The organism is Pseudoclavibacter sp. CFCC 11306, from assembly GCF_008831235.1.
Taxonomy (GTDB): domain Bacteria; phylum Actinomycetota; class Actinomycetes; order Actinomycetales; family Microbacteriaceae; genus Pseudoclavibacter_A.
On sequence record NZ_WBKF01000003.1, the window covers coordinates 273168 to 295913 of the forward strand.

16 protein-coding genes are annotated in these 22746 nt (G+C 66.0%); 12 read left to right on the top strand and 4 right to left on the bottom strand.

The genetic code is table 11. The features are described 5' to 3' along the window. Positions 1-38: 38 nt before the first annotated feature. Both F8O09_RS10040 and F8O09_RS10045 read right to left on the bottom strand, forming a co-directional pair. Positions 39-3335 (bottom strand): ATP-dependent DNA helicase, encoded by a 3297-nt coding sequence (locus tag F8O09_RS10040; protein ID WP_158055189.1) that lies wholly within the window; start codon positions 3333-3335, stop codon positions 39-41. Continuing rightward, the gene (locus tag F8O09_RS10045; protein ID WP_158055190.1) at positions 3332-6721 is read right to left on the bottom strand and encodes an ATP-dependent helicase; all 3390 of its coding nucleotides are present in this window, start codon (positions 6719-6721) and stop codon (positions 3332-3334) included. The genes F8O09_RS10040 and F8O09_RS10045 overlap by 4 nt, the downstream gene beginning before the upstream one ends. A 207-nt stretch (positions 6722-6928) precedes the next feature. On the opposite strand from F8O09_RS10045, the gene F8O09_RS10050 reads away from it, so the two are divergent. Continuing rightward, complete coding sequence (locus F8O09_RS10050; RefSeq protein ID WP_158032074.1) at positions 6929-7153, top strand: DUF3107 domain-containing protein; 225 nt, start codon at positions 6929-6931, stop codon at positions 7151-7153. A gap of 63 nt (positions 7154-7216) precedes the next feature. Here F8O09_RS10050 and F8O09_RS10055 read toward each other — a convergent pair whose 3' ends face one another. After that, a complete protein-coding gene (locus F8O09_RS10055; RefSeq protein ID WP_192497653.1) occupies positions 7217-7981 on the bottom strand; it encodes a ferritin-like fold-containing protein in 765 nt (254 codons plus the stop codon). Between the two features lie 182 nt (positions 7982-8163). Here F8O09_RS10055 and F8O09_RS10060 point away from each other — a divergent pair, with 182 nt between their 5' ends. Then, positions 8164-9675 (top strand): DEAD/DEAH box helicase, encoded by a 1512-nt coding sequence (locus tag F8O09_RS10060; RefSeq protein ID WP_158055192.1) that lies wholly within the window; start codon positions 8164-8166, stop codon positions 9673-9675. A 153-nt stretch (positions 9676-9828) separates the two neighbouring features. Here the strand turns inward: F8O09_RS10060 and F8O09_RS10065 are convergent, their stop codons facing one another. After that, positions 9829-10842 carry a 4-hydroxy-3-methylbut-2-enyl diphosphate reductase gene (locus F8O09_RS10065; protein WP_225733003.1) on the bottom strand — a complete coding sequence of 338 codons (1014 nt, stop codon included), beginning with the start codon at positions 10840-10842 and terminating at the stop codon, positions 9829-9831. 254 nt (positions 10843-11096) lie between these two features. Between F8O09_RS10065 and xseA the strand changes: the two genes are divergently transcribed. From xseA to F8O09_RS10115, 10 genes are all read left to right on the top strand, one after another. Next, positions 11097-12356: an exodeoxyribonuclease VII large subunit gene (gene xseA, locus F8O09_RS10070; protein WP_158032078.1), complete on the top strand. Its 1260-nt coding sequence runs from the start codon at positions 11097-11099 to the stop codon at positions 12354-12356. A 10-nt stretch (positions 12357-12366) separates the two neighbouring features. Beyond that, a complete protein-coding gene (locus tag F8O09_RS10075; protein ID WP_158055194.1) occupies positions 12367-12687 on the top strand; it encodes an exodeoxyribonuclease VII small subunit in 321 nt (106 codons plus the stop codon). Continuing rightward, positions 12674-13342, top strand: a complete 669-nt coding sequence (locus tag F8O09_RS10080; RefSeq protein WP_158055195.1) for a DUF4245 domain-containing protein — start codon at positions 12674-12676, stop codon at positions 13340-13342. The genes F8O09_RS10075 and F8O09_RS10080 overlap by 14 nt, the downstream gene beginning before the upstream one ends. Positions 13343-13386: 44 nt before the next feature. Further along, entirely contained in the window at positions 13387-14058 is a 672-nt protein-coding gene (locus F8O09_RS10085) for a carbonic anhydrase (protein ID WP_158032081.1), read from the top strand. 67 nt (positions 14059-14125) lie between these two features. Further along, entirely contained in the window at positions 14126-15517 is a 1392-nt protein-coding gene (locus tag F8O09_RS10090; RefSeq protein ID WP_225732992.1) for a class II fumarate hydratase, read from the top strand. A 600-nt stretch (positions 15518-16117) separates the two neighbouring features. Continuing rightward, positions 16118-17419: a PhoH family protein gene (locus F8O09_RS10095; RefSeq protein ID WP_225733004.1), complete on the top strand. Its 1302-nt coding sequence runs from the start codon at positions 16118-16120 to the stop codon at positions 17417-17419. A 615-nt stretch (positions 17420-18034) separates the two neighbouring features. After that, on the top strand, positions 18035-18655 hold the full coding sequence (locus F8O09_RS10100) for a hypothetical protein (RefSeq protein ID WP_158055196.1): 621 nt from the start codon (positions 18035-18037) through the stop codon (positions 18653-18655). 366 nt (positions 18656-19021) lie between these two features. Then, the gene (gene ychF, locus F8O09_RS10105; protein WP_158055197.1) at positions 19022-20098 is read left to right on the top strand and encodes a redox-regulated ATPase YchF; all 1077 of its coding nucleotides are present in this window, start codon (positions 19022-19024) and stop codon (positions 20096-20098) included. A 337-nt stretch (positions 20099-20435) separates the two neighbouring features. Then, positions 20436-21917 (top strand): aldehyde dehydrogenase family protein, encoded by a 1482-nt coding sequence (locus F8O09_RS10110; protein ID WP_158055198.1) that lies wholly within the window; start codon positions 20436-20438, stop codon positions 21915-21917. Between the two features lie 41 nt (positions 21918-21958). Then, entirely contained in the window at positions 21959-22540 is a 582-nt protein-coding gene (locus tag F8O09_RS10115; protein ID WP_158055199.1) for a GNAT family N-acetyltransferase, read from the top strand. The last annotated feature ends 206 nt before the right edge of the window (positions 22541-22746 follow it).

The window sequence follows — 22746 nt, forward strand, 5'->3', positions numbered from 1 at the left end:
CGGCGCGAACCGCATCTGGCACGGCACCTGCCGCCGCATCACGAGGCGATGGTCGCCCACCGTTCGGCGAGCTCGTCAGCCGTGAAAAAACGTGACGGTGCGATCTCCCGGTCGTCTGCGACGTAGTAGAACCGTGCCGAGACGTCGGCCACGTCGACGCCGGCATGCTGCGCCCAGGCCAGACGGTAGAGCGCCAGCTGAATCTGTCGCTCTTCGAGTTCGCCCGCGGTCTGCGGGGCCCGGCCGGTCTTCCAGTCCACGACTTCGTAGCCCTCGTCGGTGCGGAACACCGCGTCGAGTTTGCAGACGGTCTGCACGTCGCCCAGTGGCAGACGGATCTGCGTCTCGACGGCGACCGGCTGTGCGGTTGCCCACCGGCTGCGTTCGAACGTCTCTTGCAGCCGTGCGAGCTGGGCGCTCGCCTGTTCGTCGAGCACGGTGGGCGCGGTGCCGGGGCGTTCCTCGGAATCGAGCCCGTCGGCGCGGAGGCGGCCCTGCTCGTCGAAGGCCGACGTCGGCTGCAGATCGTCGAAGAGGGACTCCGTCGTCAGCGAGAACTCCTGGTCGCTGACCCGGTAGCGCCGTTCGACCCATTCGTGAAAGAGCGTGCCGACGCGGGTCTCGCGGTGCGGTTCGGTGGGCATCGGCCGATACAGCTGTGCCGCGACGGCCACGGGGTCGGTGAGGAACTCATGCATGCGCGATGCGGCGACGCGACTCGGCAGTTCGATGCTGAGCCCACGGCCGGCATCGGCGCGTTCCTTCAGCAGCGCTTCGATCGGCACCTTCCAACCGCCGATGTCAGGCCACGTGGCAGGGTCGGCGCCCAGCGCTGCGGCGTCGGGCGCCGATTCGACGGCTTCGACAGCCGCCGCAGCAGCAGCGACCGATGCCCGGCGCGCGCCGAGCGGATCCTGTGGCCATGGAAACTGGTCGACACCGTGGTCGACCGGTTCGGGCTGCCCCGTGAATTCGTCCGAGAAATCGGTCAGCACGCCGCGTTCGACCAGCTCGCTGAGAAAGACGCTCGGCGTGCGCGCTCCAGCTCGCTCGGCCCGGTAGGCGGAGCAGGAGAGCAGCAGGTCGTCGCGTCCGCGGGTGAATGCGACGTAGGCGATACGGCGTTCTTCGTCGAGATGACGACGCTTCTCGTGTTCGCCGAACGCCTCGAGCGTCTCGCCGAACTCAGTGGCATCGGCCGCGGTGCGCCAGGCCAGCTCGGGCAGATCGAGGCGGTCACCGCGAAACTCGTAGGGCAGCTCACCGGCTGACAGCCACCCCTTGGTCGAAGTCAGACGTGCCGGCATTTCACCTTGGACGAGTCGCGGAACCGCGACGTGATTCCATTCCAGCCCTTTGGCCGCATGCACCGTCAGCAGCTGCACGACGCCTTGCTGCGCTTGAGCCCCTTCAATCGAGAGACGCTCTCGGCGTTCGACCTGGGCGATCCATGAGAGGAACCCGCCGAGTGTGCTGGCCGGAGCGCTGTGCATGTATTCGCTCGCCTTCGCGAGCAGCGCATCGAGATTCTGCATCGGTCGACGCAGGCTCTCGTTGGCCCGCAGCTCGACGTCGATGCCCAGACGTTCGATGACCAGTCGCATGAACTCGGTGAGCGGCAGGTGCGCCTGGCTGCGCAGCGAGCGCAGCAGCGCGCCCGCGGCATGCAGCCGATGCACGCCTGTTCGCGAGAACCCGGCGCGGGTGATGAGACGCTCGACGCGAGGCCCTCCGGAGACCATCAGATCGAGGGCGTCGACGAGCGTGGCGTGGTCGTCTCGGGCGACCGACTGCCTGAGCTGTTCGCGCACTGCCGGGGCCAGCTTCTGCAGATCGGCGTCATAGCTCGCCAGCTGTCTGGCGAGGCTGCCGAGCGCCTGCAGGTCGGCGGGGCCGACCCGCCACCTGGCACCGGCCAGCAGTCGCACCAACGAGTTGTCGGCGTCGGCGCTGTGCACGACGCGCAGTGCACTGAGCAGGTCGACTACCTCGGGCGCTTCGAGCACACCGGCGAAGCCCACGATCTCGTGCGGCACTCCGGCTCGGGCCAGCGCCTGCGCGAAGACCGGCATCAGCGCACGCGCGCGAAACAGCACCGAGCCGGTGGACGTGTCGGACATGCGATCGCGCATCCAGGCAGCGACCGCATCTGCCTCAGCCTCGAGATCGGCCGACACCGACACCTGCACCACCCCGTCTGGGGCTCCCGACCGTGACTGCAGCCGCACCACGGGCACCGACGAATCGGCACCGGCATCGGCGACCAAGGCATTGGCGACGTCGAGGATGCTTCGGCTGTTGCGCCAGCTCGTCGCCAGCTCGAAGTTCGTCGGAGCACCCTCGGTGCCGAAGTCGCGGTGAAAGCCCTCGAGATTCTCACTGCTCGCTCCGCGCCAGCCGTATATCGACTGGTTCGGGTCACCGACTGCCATGACCCGCTGCCCATGAAAAAGCGTGCTGAGCAGCCGGGTCTGCGACACCGACGTGTCTTGGTATTCGTCGAGCAGCACGGCGTCGAACTGCTGCCGATACGGCTCGGCCGCGCTCGGGTCACGCCTGATCGCTTCGAGCGCCAGGGCGACCTGATCGGCGTACTCGATGAGCCCGCGTTCGCGCTTGCGCCGCTGGTACTCGACCGCGAGCGGCACCAGCGTCTGCAGACTCTGCACCGCCGAGACGCTGTCGGTGACCTCTTTGCCCGGCCCAGGCTTGCGAGCGCGCGGTTTGGGCGGCAGTTCGGACAGCCTGGCGAACTCCTGCGCGAAGCGCAGCACGTCATCTGGCTCGGCGTTGTTGTCGATCATGGCATGCGTGAGAGTGAGCAGCATCTCGGCGACTCGGGTCGGCGACTTGCCGAGTTCGTAGAGCGCCTCTTCATCGTCAGAGGCGAGCACGACCTCGTGGGCCAGCCCCCAGGCGCCGGCCTCGGTGAGCAGCGTCGAGTCGGGCTCACGACCGATGCGCAGGGCGTTGTCCTGAAAGAGCATGTTGGCGAACGAGTTGTAGGTCGACACAGACGGCGGCTCGCTCAGGTCGACCGAGTCGACCAGCCCGGAGCGCACGAGGGCCCGCAGCGCCCCGTCGATGCGCGACGACAGCTCGCTGGCGGCCTTGCGGGTGAATGTGAGTCCGAGCACCTGGTCTGGAGAGACCACCCCGTTGGCCACCAGCCAGACCACACGACGCGACATCGTCTCGGTCTTGCCCGCACCTGCGCCGGCGATCACCAGTGCAGGCTGGTCGCCCTCGTGCTCGATGACTCGACGCTGCTCCTCAGTCGGCGGAAAGATGCCGACGGCCTCAGCGATGCGAGCCGCGCTGATTCGCTGCGTCATTGTGCCTCCTGAATGTGCTGCACCGGCTGTCGAGCCGGCATCGTGGTCTCGCCGAGCGTGTGGATGTGCGTGGTCGCCGCGCTGCCGTCTCCCTGTTTCGTGCGGGCGAGGTCGGCCCAGAACTCACTGCCGGCCATCCCCCGAGCGAGCTGGTCTACCAGGGTACGTGCGTTGGCGAGCTGCTGCGCGTCGAGGGCCGCCTGCACGAGCGGCTTGTAGCTCTTGCGGTCTCCGCCGACGAAGACGAGCATCGCCTGCTGCAGCTTCGAGGCGTCGACTCCGTTGACCGCTCCGGCGGCCACAGCGACCTGATAGGCCAGCAGCTGCAGGTTCTCGGCCACCTCGGCCTCTTTGAAAGGCTTGCCGGTCTTGAGATCGATGATGCGGACGGCCCCGTCTGGCAGCTGTTCGATGCGGTCGACGGTTCCGACGATCTCAGCGATGCCGCACTCGGCGGTGAACCCCTCTTCGACGGCGATCGCCCGCGCCCCGATCTTGTCGGCGTCAAGCATGTACGAACGCATGTTGCGCAGCCGATTGGTGACGTCGTCGAGCATCATGCGCGACTGCCATGGCGTCTCGAAGTCGAGCTCGCCCCACCGCGAGCGCACCTGGCCGACCAGACGATCGAGATCACGGTGGTGCTCTTCTTCGGCCTTCTGAAAGGCCTCGTGTATCAGCGTGCCGATGCCGGTGGACATCCCTCCGCTGTCGACCCCGATGTGCCCGAGGAACCAGGCGAGCGGATCGTTCTGGAACATCTGCAGCGACGAGGGAGAGACCCGTACCAGAGGCCCTTCGACGGCTTCTGCCGCTGTCGCTGCGACTGCCTCCTGACTCCCGCTGCTGTCGACAGTCTCGTCTGCGGGCGGAGCGTCGAGGTCGCCGGCGAACGGATCGAGCTCGGTGAGCGGTTCGGTCGTGCTCAGGTCGGCCAGCCCGGACCATTCGATCGGAGATGCTCCGCGCACATCGGCGTGCGCGAGCACGACCAGCGCCCGAGCGGCGATCTGGTCGTCCGGATGCTCGTTGAGTCGGTGTCTGAGCGTGCCGACCACGCCGCGCAGGGTGTACCAGCCGTACTCTTCGCCTTCGGCCGGTTCAGTGCTGACGATGTCGTCGAGCATTCTGAGCATCATGCTCGGCGCGTTGTCTTCGTCGATCACCGTGGTCAGCAGCACATGCGAGCGCGCACGGCTCAGCGCCTGCACGAACATGCGCAGCTCGTCGTGCAGCACCTCTCGACGGCGGTCGACGTCGTGCTGACCGCGCACCGTCTCGACGAGGTGTTCGGCGCCGAGCAGCGTATTGCGCTGACGGGTGTTCGGCCAGGCACCGTCTTGCAGCCCCATCACCACGACTGTGTCGAACTCGAGGCCGATCGTCGCTGACGCCGACCCCAGGAACACGGCGTCCCGACGCCCCGTATGGGCGAGCGAGTCTTCGGGCACGCTCTGCTGCAGCTGCTGTTCGACGAACTCGCCGGCATCTGCTTCGGGAAAGCGTTCGACATGACGCTGTGCCGAGGCGAAGAGCGCGACGACGGCGTCGAGTCTGCGGTTCGCATCGACGGCGGCGACCCCGCCGCTGAGCGCCTGTTCGCGCCACTCGTCGGCGACCCCGGCACTCTGCCAGGCCAGCCAGAGCAGCTCGACCGCCGGAGCCTGACGCTCGTTGCCGTGTGCGATCTCGCTCAGCAGGGCGGCGAGCCGGTCGACTTGTGCGATTGCCCCGGCCAGCGGCCCGGCGTGCGGCAGCTCGGTGCCGCTGTGCACCGCGTCGACGAGCAGTTCGGAGGCGCGCCGCTCGCCACCCCCGGCCAGTTCGTGTTCGCGCAGCGCACGCCGCACACGCCGGAGGTGCACGCCGTCGAGCCCGCCGAGCGGCCCGGTCAGCAGTTCGGTGACGACCTGCTCGTCGAGTTCGCGCAGCCCGCAGCCGACCTCGACGGTGCGCAGCAGATCGAGGTTCACCGCCTCGTCGCGCAGCGCTCCCGAGACGCCCGAGAGCGAGACCGGAACGCCTGCTGCCGCGAGCTGTCGAGAGAGCTGCTCAAGCTCGCCTGACGACCGCGTCACGATCGCCATCTGCGCCCAAGGCAGATGCTCTTCGAGATGTCGCCGGCGCAGCACGCCGGCCACGCCGGTGATCTCGTCGCTCGACGTCGCAAACGATTTCGCTGCGATTCTGCCGGCACCTTGGCCTGCAGACTTCGTGTTCGTCTCAGTCGTCGGCGCTGACCCGGCGTCAGTCTGGCTCTCGGCAGTCTCGATGTCTTCGACAGCCTCGGTGTCTTCGACAGCTTCTGGGTTTTGGGCAGTCTCTGGGCGTTCGACCGCCGCCTGCAGCGCCCGGCGCTGTTCGCCGGCGGATGCCGTACCGATGTGCTGCATGATCTCGCTGACGGCATGGGCAAGCTGGCCGTGCAGCCGATGGCTCTTCTCGAGCACGACCTGCTCGGCACGCACGCCGATCTCGTCGTGCAGACGTGCGACGAGATCGGGGCGACCACCGCGGAACCCGTTGGTCGCCTGATCGGGATCGCCGAAGGTCACCAGCCGGGCGCCACGCTGCACGAGCGGCCGGAGCAGCCCGATCAGCGCGGCAGTGCTCTCTTGGAGGTCGTCGACGAGCACCAGTCGCAGACACCCGAGCTCTGCAGGAGGGTGGTCGGCCAGCACCTCGGCCGCTGCTGAGACGAGTTCGCTGGAGTCATAGGCCGTCGCGGTCTCTTCGATCGCCTTCTTCACGGCGAGGTACTCGTCGAAGAGCTGAGCGCCGGCCGCCCATTCGGCACGGTTCGTCGTCTGCCCGAGCTCTGCCAGGCCCTGTGGGGTCACTGCGTATTCATGCGCACGGCCGAAGAGCTCTCGCAGCTCGGTGCGGAACCCGCGCAGCTCGCGCACTTCGGGCCCGATCACCGGCGGCCAGGGCAGTGCACCGCCTGCGACATCCGCCGTCTCATGGCCCTGCAACAGCTCTTGCAGCAGGCGATCCTGCTCACCACCGGTCAGCAGACGTGGCGGCGTCTGGCCGTGCGCCAGCGCCACCGCGCGCAGCACTTCGAAGGCGAGCGACGCCGCCGTGCGCACGAGCGAGCTCGCCGACACGTCGCGCAGCCCGGCGTCGATCAGCGTCGACAGCGATGCCGCAGACTGCCTCGACGAGGCGATCACCAAGATCTGCTCAGGGCGCACGCCCCGGTCGAGGGCGTCGAGCACCGTGGCGGCGAGCGCGGTCGTCTTTCCTGTTCCCGGGGCGCCCAGCACACGAAGATGGCTCTGCCGTGAGCGCTCGATCACCTGCAGCTGCGACGCGTCGAGCGCAGATCGGTCGAGCACCCGGTCTGGTGCGGAGGCACTGGTGGTGAATCTGATCTCGGGCATGTCTCAACGGTACGGCACCCCTCCGACACGACTCATGTGGGCTCTGCCAGGTGAGCGATGCGATTTGTGCGCCGAGAGCGGAAATGGCCCCTGAGAGGTCTGACTCCGTCGGCCCCATGATCGGCGGTGACCTAGACTGAGACCCGCATGTCGTCGTCTTGAGACTGCTCGATATGAGCGTTTCGCAGACCAGAGTGAGGAGTCCCTATGGAGGTCAGAATCGGTGTTCGACAGAGCGCTCGTGAGCTCAGCTTCGAATCGGCTCAGAAGCCGGAAGAGGTGACCGATGCGGTCAGCACAGCCATCGCCGATGAGCACGGCGTGCTCAAACTGATCGATGACAAGGGGCGCCTCTTCGTCGTGCCCTCAGCCGGCATCGCCTACGTCGAGGTCGGCCCGCAGGAGACCCGCCGCGTCGGCTTCGTCTCCTGACCAGGCAGCATCCCGAGCAGCTGAGGCTGCGGGCTCGCCGACCTGACAGGAGACGCGAAAACGCTAGGCGGTGAGCCCGAGCCTCTCCATGCGCGCCGTGTGGCCCGCGATGAGGTCGGCGTGCACCGCCTCGATCTGCGAGATCACCTGCTGCACTTCGTCATCGCGATGCAGCGATGTGTCACGCAGCGCACGCAGCACCGGATCCGGCAGCACCATGAGCGCGCGGCACCACAGCAGCGAATCGCCCACCAGGCGACGCCCCCACATCGCCAGCCGATCGGCCAGCCAGTCCGTGCGCTCGATCTCCTGTGCGAGCACCGCAAGCGCGGCATCCGCTTCGGAGCGCTCGGCGACCGGCCAGCGCAGGCCCGTGCGCAGTTTCGCACCCTTGCCGAGCCGTGCCACGAAGTCGTCGGCGAACCCGTCTACCAGATAGACGGCGAGCACCGCCTCCTGCCACAGATTCGGGCTGAGCCGAGACCACAGTTCGTCGGAGTCGGCCTGATGCACCTGCACGCCGCCGAAGGTCAGATCGCTGTCGCCCTGACCGAACGCACCTCGATAGTGACGATGCCGAGTCAGCAGCTCTTCGGCGACCGAAGCGGTCTGTGCACGCAGGTCAGGCTGCTCGATGAGCGGCAGCACGCCGGTCAGATACTCGAACGCAGCCAGTTTGAAATAGGCGAGCGTGCCGACCAGCACCTCGGAGTCCGGGGCGAGAAAGTCGATGCGCACGTTCGTCGGGCGAGACGTGTGGGCAGACTCCGAGCGCGAACGAACACGCAGCTCGGTGCCCTTCTGGCGGCGACGAAAGAGTTTGAACACGCGCTTAATCGTACCCGCAGTCGGTGCAGCCCGATGGCAAACGGCCGCTGACCCGGTAGAATCGGGGTGATGCCTGATGACAGGCAGTGGAGATCAGCGCCTTGGGTGCCCGGTCGGTGACGCGACGCACACGTCGTTCCCGACCCGCGAGCACCGATCGGCGCGCAGATGAAAGAACACACGTGACCACCTTCAGAGAACTGAACATCGACGACACCATCGTCTCGGCCCTTGACGAGAAGGGCTTCGATTCGGCCTTCCCCATTCAGGAACAGGCCATCCCCCTCGCCCTCAAGGGCAACGACATCATCGGCCAGGCCAAGACCGGCACCGGCAAGACTCTGGGTTTCGGACTTCCCGTGCTGCAGGAGCTCGGCGAGCACCCCGAAGACCATGTGCAGGCCCTCGTGGTCGTGCCCACCCGCGAGCTCGCACAGCAGGTGTACGAAGACCTGCTGTTCGCCGCTTCGCACCGCCCCGACGTCAAGATCGCCGCGATCTACGGCGGCAAGTCATATGACGATCAGATCGCCGCACTGAACGATGGCGCGCAGATCGTCGTCGGCACCCCCGGCCGCCTGCTCGACCTGAACCAGCAGCACATTCTGCAGCTCGGTCGGGTGCGCTTCGTCGTGCTCGACGAAGCCGACAAGATGCTCGACCTGGGCTTTCTGCCCGACGTCGAGCGCATCTTCTCGAAGCTGCCCGACGTGCGCCAGACCATGCTGTTCTCGGCGACCATGCCGGGAGCGATCGTGTCGCTGAGCCGCCGCTTCATGACGCACCCCATCCATGTGCAGGTCGTCGATCCTGACGAAGGCCTCACCCAGGCCAACATCGACCACTTCGTCTACCGCGCGCACCCGCTCGACAAAGACGAGATCATCGGTCGCATCCTGCAGGCCGAGGGCCGCGGACGCACCGTCATCTTCACCCGCACCAAGCGCGCCGCGAGCCGTCTGGCCGACGAGCTCGACGACAGAGGGTTCAAGGCCGTCGCCGTGCACGGCGACCTCAACCAGGATCAGCGCGAGCGCAACCTCAACAAGTTCCGCAACGGCGAGGCCGACGTGCTGGTCGCCACCGATGTTGCCGCTCGCGGCATCGACGTCGACGACGTCACCCATGTGATCAACCACAGCATCCCCGAAGACGAGAAAGACTATCTGCACCGCGTGGGCCGCACCGGCCGCGCCGGCAAGCATGGCATCGCGGTCACCTTCGTCGACTGGGAGGACGTCGCCCGCTGGGGCATGATCAACAAGGCCCTCGACTTCGGCCAGCCCGAGCCGACCGAGACCTACTCGACGTCACCGCACCTGTTCAGCGACCTGAGCATTCCCGAAGACGCCACCGGTCGACTCAAGGCCTCGACGCGCAGCAACGAGCGTCACAGCTCGCGTGGCGGTCATGATCGCGGCGGGCGCGGCGGTCGCGACGGCCAGGCCTCGCATGACGGACGCCGTGGCGGGCGCGGCGGCAACGGCCGCGGACGCGAGCATGGAGACCGCGATCGGCACCATGACGGGCAGCGCGATGCCCACCGTTCGAACGCCGGGCAGCAGGACGAGACGAAGCAGGAGCAGGCGGGCGCGACCACGAAGCCCCGTCGCCGTCGCCGCCGTCGCAGCCATGGTCAGGGTGGCGAGGCCGCACAGGGCAGCGGTCAGCAGGCCGGCTCCTCAGCCGAATAGCCGAACCTGACCTGCACGCAGCGCGGGCGATTCGAGATGCACGATGGGTGTGTGCGTCTTCGGATCGCCCGCGTTTCTGCGAACCTCACCGTGGGCGTTCAGCGGCCTCATCGGTCGGGGCAGGCGGGCGTCCGGGTCAGCGGGCGTCCAGGTTCAGCGGTCGTGACCGCCCAGCCCGGTCTCCTCGCCTGCGGCCGCCAGATCGCGACGCAGCTCCTTGGGCAGTGAGAACGTGAGGTCCTCTTCGTCGGTGCGCACCTCTTCGACGTCGCGCCAGCCGGCTTCGGCGAGCGCGGCCAGCACTTCGTCGACGAGCACATCGGGCACCGAGGCTCCCGAGGTGATGCCGATGGTGCGCACTCCGGCGAGCCACTCCGGCTCGATCTCATGTGCGAAGTCAATGCGGTGCGCGGTCCGAGCGCCGTGATCGAGGGCGACATCGACGAGCCGCATCGTGTTCGACGAGTTGGACGAGCCGACGACCAGCACCAGATCGGAGCGCGCCGCGATGTTCTTGATCGCAATCTGACGGTTCGACGTGGCGTAGCAGATGTCGTCGCTCGGTGGGCTGACCAGCTCGGGAAAGCGCTCGCGCAGCCGCTCGACCGTGCGCATGGTCTCGTCGACCGAGAGAGTGGTCTGGCTGAGCCAGACGGTCTTCGCCGGGTCACGCACAACCACCTTGTCGACCTCGCTGGGATCGTTCACGATCTGCACGTGGTCGGGGGCCTCGCCCGAGGTGCCTTCGACCTCTTCGTGGCCGCGGTGGCCGATCAAGAGGATGTCGTAGTCCTGTTTCGCGTATCGCTTCGCCTCGCGATGCACTTTGGTGACGAGCGGGCACGTGGCGTCGATGGCCTGCAGCTCTCGTTGTTCGGCCTCGGCGACGACGCTCGGCGCGACGCCGTGTGCGCTGAAGACGACGTGGGCACCGACAGGCACCTCGTCGAGTTCTTCGACGAAGACGGCTCCGTCTTGCTCGAGTTCTGCGACGACATGCCTGTTGTGCACGATCTGTTTGCGCACGTAGACGGGGGCACCATAGATCTTGAGCGCTCTCTGCACAGCCACAACGGCGCGGTCGACTCCTGCACAGTATCCGCGTGGGGCTGCCAGCAGCACCCGTCGAGGGGGCAGACTGTCATCATCAGCGATCACCGGCAGCACCGGCGCTGCGCGGGGAACGCGTGGAGTCGGCACGAAGACGGGATCGTTCGCGGCTTCTGGTGTCACACCCCCATGATACGGTGCCACCGTTGCCGCAGCAGCTGACTGCGCGCTCGGCACGCGGCCAGCTGTCAGAGGAGGCGCGGCGGCACGAGCTGCTGGCAGAGCGGCGGGCCGTGTGGGCTGAGCGGCGGGCCGTGTGGCGAACCAGACATGGTGTTGCCGCAGCACGGACGACATGAGACAGGAGCACGATGAGCGAGCAGGTTCAGCACGACGGCCCAGCGACGGCCGACGCACCTTGGTCGGTCGCGCGAGTGGCGAAACAGCTCAAGGGCTACATCGACCGTCTCGGCGGCATCTGGGTCGAAGGCGAGATCACCCAGTGGAACGTGCGCGGTGGCAACGTCTTCGGCAAGCTCAAAGACCTCGAGCAGGACGCCACGTTCTCGTTCGCCATCTGGTCGTCGACCGCTCGACGCATCGATCTCGGCGAGTTCAGCCAGGGCGACCGCGTCGTCGGGCTCTTCACACCGAATTACTGGCCCAAGGGCGGCTCACTCACCTTCGTGACCTCACAGCTGCGCCATGCAGGGCTGGGCGAGCTGCTCGAACGGCTCGAACGCCTGCGCCGGCAGCTGGCTGCCGAGGGACTCTTCTCAACCGACCGCAAGCGGCGCCTGCCGTTTCTGCCGGGCATGATCGGGCTCATCACGGGAGCGAACTCAGACGCTGAGAAAGACGTGCTGCGCAACTCCGCCCTGCGCTGGCCGGCTGTGCGCTTCCGCACCATCCACACCGCCGTTCAAGGCGAACGCGTGCCTGACGAAGTCGTGGCCGCGATCCAGCAGCTCGACGCCGACCCTGAGGTCGAGGTCATCATCATCGCCCGCGGCGGCGGCGACTTTCAGCATCTGCTCGGCTTCAGCGACGAACGGGTGCTGCGCACAGCGGCCGCAGCACACACGCCGATCGTCAGCGCCATCGGCCACGAGAACGATCGTCCCCTGCTCGACGAGGTCGCTGATCTGCGTGCGTCGACTCCGACCGACGCCGCCAAGCGCGTGGTGCCAGACGTCTCTGACGAGCTGCTGCGCGCCACGCAGGCGCGCACCCGGCTGCTGACCGCGATGAGCGGTCGTCTGCGCAACGAGCACGAACGACTGGTGCAGCTTCGCAGCCGCCCGGTCATGCGCGACCCCGAGTGGATGCTGCACGAACGTGCCGAAGACGTCAATCGGCTGCGAGATCGGTCTTCCGAGCTCTTCGTTCGCACGCTCGAGCGCGGGCACAGTCAGATCGAGGCTCTGCGTGGGCACCTCGTCGCGCTGTCGCCTCTCGCCACGCTCAGGCGCGGGTACTCAATCGCCCGGCGTGATGACGGTACCGTGCTCACGAACGCGGCCGATGCGGCCGTCGGGCAGCAGATCACGGTGCTGTTCGCCGAAGGCGAGCTGCAGAGCACCGTCGACCAGATTTCAGACCATCATCTCGCCGCATCAGAGAGAAAGTAGACTGTCGATCATGGCTCACGACTACGCACAAGAGGTCGCCGACCTCTCATACGAGACCGCCCGCGACCAGTTGGCCGAGACGGTCAACCGTCTCGAGCAGGGCGGTGCGACCCTCGAAGAGTCGCTCGAACTCTGGGAGCGCGGCACGGCCCTCGCCGACCGCTGCGAGCAGTGGCTGACCGGTGCCCGCCAGCGCCTCGAAGCCGCACAAGAGGCCTCCGTCGCCGGTCAGCAGAGCGCTGCAACAGCCGGTGCCGCTGAACCGGGGGCAGCCGACCAAGACGCAACCGGCGCGCCCGCGACGACCCCAGGCGACGATGACGTCTTCTGATCAGACAGAGTCCACTGTTCCAGCAGCAGCAACAACATCGACGCAGTCCGGCGCAGGGGAGCCTCCGCGCGGCCCGGTGCCGTCGCAGGCCTCTGATTCGGCCAAGAAGCACCGCGCCCAGCAGACGCTGCGCAATCTGATTCTGGCGATCATCGCGTGCGTGGGAGTCCTCGTACTGATGCTCGTCGTGGTGCCGCGAGACGACTCGCCGATGCACAATGCTGTCGACTACCAGAGCACGGCACAGGGCATCCAGCCGACCGTCGACTGGCGCCTCGCCGTTCCCGAGCCGGGCTCCGGTTGGCAGGCGAATCGTGCCGACATCGACCAGGAGCCGACGAACCAGCTGCAGGTGTGGACGATCGGATTCCTCACGCCGAAACACCAGTACATCCGCTTCGAGCAGGTCAAGGGCGCGAACCCGACCTGGGTCAGCCAAGACCTCGACGGCCGACGTCCGACCGGGCAGATCGACCTCTCCGGCCACACGTTCACCGTCTATGACCAGCGCGACTCCCCCGACTTTCAGAAGGGACAGAACAACTACGCGCTGACCACCGAGGTCTCGGGAACTACACTGATCTTCAACGGAACAGCCGATGACGACGAGTTCGCCCAGCTGATCGACGCGACTTTGACCTCGCTGAACAGCTGACCCCCGATCGGACGAACCGTCGCACACCGGCACAAAGGAGAGCCATGAGCGAGCTGGATCTTGGTACGCCCCAAGAGGTGTGGAACGACCTGCAGGAGGGCAACGATCGCTTCGCCACGATGCGCTGTCGCCACCCGCATCGCGATGAGGCTCGCCGGCAGGAGCTTCTGACCGGGCAGTCTCCCAAAGCCGTCATCTTGGGCTGCGGTGACTCCCGTGTGCCTGCCGAGATCGTGTTCGACGTAGGCCTCGGCGACCTCTTCGTGGTTCGCAACGCCGGCGCAGTCATCGGCACCAGCATCCTCGGATCGATCGAGTTCGCGGTCGGCTCGCTGCACGTTCCCCTCGTGATGGTCATGGGCCACGAGAGCTGCGGCGCGATCGCCGGAGCCATCGCGGCCGCCGACCCGGCACAGCCGACGCCTCCCGGCTATTTTCTCGAAGAGCTGCTGCACCGCATCAAACCGGCGGTCACGCAGGCCGAGCGCGACGGCGACTCCTCGCCGCGACACATCGGCGAGCTGCAGGTCGAGAACACGGTGCAGGCGATCATGGAGCGTTCTGAACTCGTCGCCGCTGCAGTGACCCGGGGCGAGACCGCCGTCGTCGGCGCCATCTACGATCTGAGCACCTCACGCGTGCGGCCCATCACCGCTCGCGGCCTCGACATCGGACAGACAACCGCGAGCAACGCCGGACGCGAACTGTCACACTGACCCCCGCCGCATCCACCTCGAAGCTGCACGTGCAACGCAGCACAGAACAGAAAGAAAGGCTGTAACAGTGACCGAATACCGCATCGAGCACGACACCATGGGAGAGGTCAGGGTTCCTGCTGACGCGCTCTACGGCGCGCAGACGCAGCGAGCCGTCGAGAACTTCCCGATCTCGGGAACCGGACTGGAGCACCGGCACATCGCCGCGCTGGCGCACATCAAGAAGGCCGCAGCCCTGGCGAACGCCGAACTCGGCATTCTCGACCGTGACATCGCGCAGGCGATCGCCGACGCCGCTGACAAGGTCGTCACCGGCGAGTACGATCAGCACTTTCCGATCGACGTGTACCAGACGGGTTCGGGCACTTCGTCGAACATGAACACCAACGAGGTGCTGGCCACGCTCGCGTCGCAGGCACTCGGCAAGCCCGTGCACCCGAACGACAACGTGAACGCCTCGCAGTCGTCGAACGATGTGTTCCCGACCTCGGTGCACGTGGCCGTCACCGGCGCGCTGCTCGACGACCTCATTCCGTCGCTCGACGAACTCGCTCGCTCGCTCGAAGCGAAGCGCGACGAATGGAAGGACGTCGTCAAGGCCGGCCGCACCCATCTGATGGACGCCACACCGGTCACCGTCGGTCAGGAGTTCGGCGGCTACGCACGTCAGATTCGTCTGGGCATCGAGCGCGTCGAGGCCGCTCTGCCACGAGTCGCAGAGGTGCCGCTCGGCGGCACGGCCACCGGCACCGGCATCAACACACCCAAGGGCTTTCCGCAGAAGGTCATCGAGCTGCTGCGCGAAGACACCGGGCTGCCCATCACCGAGGCGAAAGACCACTTCGAGGCTCAGGGAGCACGTGACGCACTGGTCGAGGCGTCGGGCGCACTGCGCACCATCGCCGTCAGCCTGATCAAGATTCAGAACGATCTGCGCTGGGCGTCATCAGGCCCCAACGCCGGTCTGGGCGAGCTGCACCTGCCCGATCTGCAGCCTGGCTCATCGATCATGCCCGGAAAGGTCAACCCGGTGATTCCCGAGGCGGTGCTGCAGGTCGCCTCGCGCGTCATCGGCAACGACACGGTTGCGACCTGGGCTGGTGCCTCGGGCAACTTCGAGCTCAACGTGCAGATTCCGGTGATCGCCAATGCCCTGCTGGAGTCGATCCGTCTGCTCACGAACTCGACGCACCTGCTCGCGGTTAAGACCGTCGACGGCATCAAGGTCAACGTCGAGCGTGCTCGCCAGCTGGCAGAGTCGTCACCGTCGATCGTCACGCCGCTGAACCGCGTGATCGGCTATGAGAACGCAGCGAAGATCGCCAAGTACGCCGTGGCCAACAAGGTCACCGTGCGTGAGGCGACCATCGCTCTCGGCTTCGTCGAGCGCGGAGAGATCACCGAAGAGCAGCTTGACAAGGCCCTCGACGTGCTGTCGATGACCTCGCCCAACCTCTGATTCACACGCTTCCTGCGGGGAGTGGCCGGCGCCCGATCAGGCGCCGGCCACTCCCCGTTTTCTGTGCACGGCACTTCCCTCGATCACGGCCCATTCTGATCAGCCCGGATCTGATGTTCAGAGTGTGCTGAGCATCTCTGCGTCACAGACCGACGGCTCGGTAAAATGGCGCAGCCGATGACACGGCCGTTGGCGCAGCCGTTAGCGCAGCGACTCGACGCGATCACGAGATATGCACCGTCAGCGGCAGGCAACATGGACGTCGCTCAGAGTTCACCAGAGCGTCATGCGGTCACACCCCGAATGAACCGGTCTCGCGGCCTTTCTGCTTGTAGGCTCAAGGCAACCGATCACCCGATCGGCGCGGGTAGGGCCTCCCCTCCCGAAAGGAAGGCAGCGGCCCCTCACGCATCAGTCGTCTGAGGAGTCAACGTGGCCACTACATCCCACCGCAGCGAGTCGACCAGCGCGACCGTCGAAGGCGGGCAGACCATCGCATCCGCACACCACGTGCAGGCATCGAACCGGAATGCCGATCGGGCAGCGCACGGCAGAACGGACAACGCCCCCAGCGAGTTCGCCGCCGCCGATCACACAGAGCTGAATGGCACGGGGCAGCGCACGTACGTGATCGACACGTCGGTGCTGATCAGCGATCCCGACGCGATCTTCCGGTTCGCCGAGCACGAAGTGGTGATTCCGATCGTGGTCGTGACCGAGCTGGAGGGCAAACGGCACGACCCGGAGCTCGGATACTACGCACGTCGGGCGCTGCGGAATCTCGACGATCTGCGCAGTGAACACGAACGCCTCGACTTTGCCGTGCCCATCGGCGACGAGGGCGGGTCGCTGCGCGTCGAGCTGAACCATTCCAGCATGGCAGCGCTGCCGAGCGGGTTTCAGAGCAGCGGATCGACGAACGACTCGCGCATACTGGCGGTCGCACAGAATCTGTCGATCGAGGGCTGCGACGTCGTGGTGGTGTCGAAAGACATGCCGATGCGGGTGAAGGCGTCGGCGCTGGGTCTTGCAGCCGACGAGTATCGCGCCGAGCAGGTCGTCGACACCGGATGGACCGGGCTCGCCGAGCTGCACATGACCGACGATCAGATGTCGGCGCTGTACAACGAGGATCGGGTCGATCTGGAAGGCACAGAGGGTCTGCCGGTGAACACGGGGCTGGTGCTGTCGTCGGCCCGCGGTTCGGGTCTCGGGCGCCTGCTCGCCGACGGGCAGGTCAAGATGGTGTCGGGCGACCGCGATGTCTTCGGGCTGCACGGGCGCAGCGCGGAGCAGCGGCTGGCGATCGATCTGCTGCTCGATCCGAGCGTGGGCATCGTGTCGCTCGGCGGCCGGGCGGGTACGGGCAAGTCGGCGCTGGCGCTGTGCGCGGGGCTGGAGGCTGTGCTCGAGCGTGAGCAGCACCGCAAAGTGATGGTGTTTCGGCCGCTGTATGCGGTCGGTGGGCAGGAGCTCGGGTACCTGCCGGGCGATCGCGACGAGAAGATGAACCCGTGGGGCCAGGCGGTGTTCGACACGCTCAGCGCCGTGGTGTCACCACAGGTGCTTGACGAGATCGTGGCGCGCGAGCTCGTCGAGGTGCTGCCGCTGACGCATATTCGCGGTCGGTCGCTGCACGACGCGTTCGTGATCGTGGACGAGGCGCAGTCGCTTGAACGCAATGTGCTGCTGACAGTGCTCAGCCGCATCGGGCAGAACTCACGTGTGGTGCTGACGCACGACGTGAATCAGCGCGACAATCTGCGGGTCGGCCGGCACGACGGCATCACCTCGGTGGTCGAGAAGCTGAAGGGGCACCCGCTGTTCGGGCATGTGACGCTCACGCGCAGCGAACGCAGCGAGATCGCGGGCCTGGTGACCGAGGTGCTCGAGGATTTCTAGCCTGGCCCCGGGGAGCAGGTGCGTCGAGCAGGAGCAGATGTGCCGTATGGGAGCATTCGTACGGTGAGAAGCGCTCCTCCTCAACGCATCTGCTCCTGCTGGGGCAAGCGACGTGGCCCTCAACCCGTGTTCGACGGCAAGTGCCAGCATGGCCGGTCTCAGAGTCTGGTCTGGTGAGAGAGATTGATGCCGCGCTGATCGCATTTGTGCGGATGCCGGGTCACCAACGTCGCATCGTCGCCCGTAGAACTCGGTGCACGCCCGCTCTGCACAACCTGCAGATGCCGCGTAGGCGTCCACATCAGACGTGTTCCCCAGCGCCTGGGTGCGAGATGAGGGCAATGTGGTTTCATGCAAGACCTACTCGCTCTGGTACCTACCGGCGTCGTCCAAGTGCGCTGGCTCCTTCTACAAGGTGTTTCACGCGCAGACGTCGCGCGAGCACGACGACAGGGACTCATTAGAACCATCCGCAGAGGTTGGGTGCAGACTGTTCCAGCGCCAGATCCTCACGTGCTCAGAGCAGTGTCCCTTGGCGGTCTTCTCAGTGGCCCGCACGCGCTGTCACGCTGGGGCGGTCGAATTCCTCCCGACGCCTACGGCCATATTGTGCAGGTGAGCCACACAGCACCCATCAGGCGCGAGCGCCTGCACACCCACTACGTGCACCGCGCAGCCATGCCAGAAGCTCCATTTGGAATCGTCCCTTGGCCGCAGGCTCTCCAGCACACGCTGAAGCGGCTTGAGCTTGCAGATGCGGTTGCCGTCGTAGACGGACTCCTGCACACCGCCCGCAACAGCAGACTGCCTGTGAAATCGGCACTGAGAGAAGACCAGATTCACGCAGAGCTTTCACGCACTCCGAACGGACGACAGGTGTTGGCCTTCAGTGATGCAGACTCCGAGTCAATCATCGAGTCATTCCCGCGCGTCCGCCTGAGGATTCTCGGCTATGACGTCAAGATCCAGGTTCGGCTGCCGAGTCGTGAACGACTTGATCTGCTCATCGAGGGGGTCGTCTCGCTCGAAGCGGATGGCCGGGGCCACGCCGAACCAGGGCGATATGTCAAAGATCACGCCAAGGCTGCGCGATCTGCTCAGCTTGGAATCATTCCACTGCGGTTTACCTTTGCGCAGATCATCTATGACTGGGATCTAGTACTCAGCAGCATCGAGACCCTGCTCGCGCGGTTCTGTCCTGAAAAGCTGAGGCCACGAGTTCCACAGACCGTTTGAGCGCGCGACTGAGTTCTCTGAAAGAGATTCTCCACGAGCACAGACAGTCTCACCGTCGTCCCAGCTCTGCCACAGGTACTCGTCCTTCTCCCCTGCTTTTGGTGCGGGCAGTCGTCTTTACAGCAAAAAGCGTCCGAACAGGAGCAACGGAGCAACTCAGAGCAGTAGTGTCGAGCAGGAGCATTCCGCTCAAGTGGGAGCATTGCAGTCACGAAACTTGCTCCTGTGCGATGCATCTGCTCCTGCACGGCGGAGAGTCTGGGCAAAGATGCTCCTGCACAGCTCAGGCGACCGGCCAAAACGCTCCTGCTCGGCAACGCAGACCAGCCCAACGCCTTCGTCCCACACCGGCTAGACTTGACCCTCGTGGCGCTGACAATCGGAATCGTGGGACTGCCCAACGTAGGCAAGTCGACCCTCTTCAATGCACTGACCAAGAACACCGTTCTTGCGGCGAACTACCCGTTCGCGACGATCGAACCGAACGTGGGCGTGGTCAACCTGCCCGATAAGCGGCTCGACCGCCTCGCCGAGATCTTCCAGAGCGAGAAGCTCGTACCCGCGCCGGTGTCGTTCGTCGACATCGCCGGCATCGTCAAGGGCGCCAGCGAAGGTGAAGGGCTCGGCAACCAGTTCCTCGCCAACATCCGCGAAGCAGATGCGATCGCCCTCGTGAGCCGCGGCTTCAGCGACCCCGACGTCGTGCATGTCGACGGCAGCGTCGATGCGAAGCGCGACATCGAGACCATCCTCACCGAGCTCGTGCTCGCCGATCTCCAGACCCTCGAAAAGGCGATCACGCGCTACGAGAAAGAGGTCAAGGGCAAAAAGATCGACAAGTCAGTGCTCGACGCCGCACTTGCCGCGAAAGCCCACCTCGACCAGGGTGAACCCCTCTCGACGGCCAAAGACATCGACCTCGACGAGATCAAAGAGCTCGGCCTGCTCACTTCGAAGCCCATCGTCTACGTGTTCAACGTCGACGAGGCCGTGCTCACCGATGACGCCAAGCGGGCCGAGCTCGAGGCAGTCGTCGCCCCGGCCAAGGCCATCCTCCTCGACGCCCAGATGGAGAGCGAGCTCATCGACCTCTCCGCCGAAGAGGCGCACGAGCTGCTGACCACCATCGGCCAGGAAGAGAGCGGCCTCGACCAGCTCGCCCGCATCGGCTTCCAGGCACTCGGCCTGCAGACCTATCTGACAGCTGGCCCGAAAGAGGCCCGAGCCTGGACGATCCACCAGGGCTGGACGGCTCCGCAGGCCGCCGGCGTGATCCACACTGACTTCGAAAAGGGCTTCATCAAGGCAGAGATCGTCTCGTTCGACGACCTCGACGCTGCGGGTTCCATGCACGAGGCAAAGGCTGAGGGCAAGGTGCGCATGGAGGGCAAAGACTACGTCATGCAAGACGGCGACGTGGTCGAGTTCCGCTTCAACGTCTAGTCTGCTGCAACGGCGGATGCGCGACTCTGCTCCGCATCATCGGCATCAGCCCGCAGAGTGCCGCAGCTTTCCCATACTCCGTACCTGCTGTACCCGGCTCGGGATCTGAGCCCGCTGTGCTTGGGTGAGATTGAGGTGCGTGGAATCGTTCAGGCTCCTGAGGTCCTGAATTCTCTGCGCTTGGGCGAGATATTGAGATTCCTGGCTACAACGCCGTCTTCTCTCGCCGTGGTGCTGGGAGGTCGCTCAGACCGGAGATCAGCCGCCTTCCACGGCAACTCGACGCTTATCTACGAAACTGATTGGCTTCGTTTTGCTACAGCATTAGCCTCGGATCATGAGCACAACCGTCCTAACTCCGAGAGTCTCACACGCCGCCACAACTCCAACAGCCCCAATTCCAACAGCCACACCGTCAGACGTCACCGCGGCAGTCTCAGCCGCACGCGCAGCATTCGAGTCAGGCGCCACCAAGTCTCTGGCCTCCCGCCGACGAAACGTCAGCGCCGTGCGCCGACTGCTCGAAGAGCACCGCAGCGAATTCGAAGCAGCGCTCTTCGCCGACCTGCACAAAGGCCGCCGCGAAGCCGGAATCACAGAGATCGACGTCACGATCGGAGAGGCCGCACACGCACAGAAACACCTGCGCCGCTGGATGGCCCCGAAGTCGGTCAGCGCCGGCCCCCTCATCTGGCCGGCATCAGCCAGGATCGTGCCAGAGCCACTCGGGGTCATCCTGGTGATGTCACCGTGGAACTACCCGGTGAACCTCACCCTCGACCCGCTCGTCGGGGTGCTCGCGGCCGGCAACAGCGCAGTGCTCGTGCCAAGCCCCGACGCGCCGCACACCGCCGAGACAATTGCGCGGCTGATCCCCCAGTACTTCCCCGACGGCGCGGTGCACGTGCTGCTCGGCGCCGTCGACGTCGCCCAGAACGCGCTCAAAGAGCGCTTCGACCACATCGTCTTCACCGGCTCGGGTCGCGTCGGCAGAATCGTCATGGAGGCCGCTGCCCAGAACCTCACCCCGGTGACGCTCGAGCTCGGCGGCAAGTCGCCGGTCTGGGTCGACGACGACCGGCAGCTCACCGAGGTGACCCGCCGACTGGCCTGGGCGAAGTTCACCAACGCCGGCCAGACCTGCGTCGCGCCAGACTTTGTGCTGACGACGCCCGATCGCGTGCACCCACTGGTCGCCGCCCTGCGCGAGGCGGTCGCCGACATCTGGGGCGCAGACCCCGCCGCAGGCCGCGAATACGGGCACATCGTCTCTGAGCGCCACTTCGATCGACTCGCCGCAATGCTCGAAGAGGGCAACGTCGAGTTCGGCGGGCGCACCGACCGCGACGATCTCTACATCGAGCCGACCGTTGTGACGTTCCCGAACCTCGACGAGACGGTGATCGGCGACGACGCCCCGTTCCAGCTGCTGCGCGAAGAGATCTTCGGCCCGATCCTGCCTATTCTGACCGTGTCCTCCAAAGAGGAGGCCGCCCGCGTCATCAACGCCTGGGACAAGCCCCTCGCGCTCTACGTCTTCGGCGACGCGGCCACACGCGCCTACTTCGCTCAGCACACCTCGGCCGGGGCTCAAGTGAACGGTGCAGCCATCGTGCACGCAGGCATCGGCGCACTGCCGTTCGGCGGTGTCGGCGCCAGCGGCATGGGCGCCTACCACGGCGTGCACTCGTTCCGCCGGTTCTCGCATCTGAAACCGGTGCTCACCAAACCGCTGCGTCCCGACACCCTCCGTCTGCTGAATCCGGGCACGAACGATCGTCTGCTCAACCTGGTCGGAAGGCTGCAGCGCCGTGGCTGAGCCGCCACGCGTCTGAAAGACGGGGTCGGTAGACTTCGGCTATGTCCGCCTCCGTGCAGTCCGCTGCAGCGTCTGCAGTGCGCATTCGGCCGTATTCCTCGGCGGATGCCGCCGCGACCCGTGAGGTCTTCTCGCGTGCCGTCAGAATCACCGCCGGTTCGCGCTACACCCCAGAGCAGCGAACAGCCTGGGCGGCAGGCGGCGGCTCTGTGCACCGCTGGAATGCCGATCGCACGGCGCATCACACGCTGGTCGCGGTCGCAGCCGATTCCGGCGCTGATGACGAGAGTCAGAAGGGGCTCATGACCGTCGCCGACCCCGGTGCGGCATCCCCGAGCCCAGTCGAACATGTCGTCGGATACGTCGACTTTCGCGACTCAGGCTACGTCGACCACCTCTTCGTCGACCCCGACCATGGCAGGCAGGGCATCGCCACCCGGTTGCTGGCCGCTGCAATCGCGAGCGCCCGGGATCACGGCGCCGTCGAGCTCACCTCTCACGTGAGTCTGGTCGCGATTCCGGTCTTCGAGCGGCAGGGGTTCGCCGTCGTGCACTATGAGCAGGTCATGCTGCGCGGGCAGCACTTCGACCGCGCCCTGATGCGCCTCGATCTCAAGGGCTGATCGGCTCGGACACCAGCCAGGCCGACACAGTGAGTCAGGCTTCGCATTCGCATCCGCTCCGTCGTCGCGCCCGCTCTTTCTGCACACATCCGCACGCAAACAGATACTGCCGTCGCCAACATGCGTCGCGACGCATACCCTCTCTGCGCATCCGACGCAATGGCCATCTCGGCGATATACGAATCACCGCCTGACGCCTCGTGTCC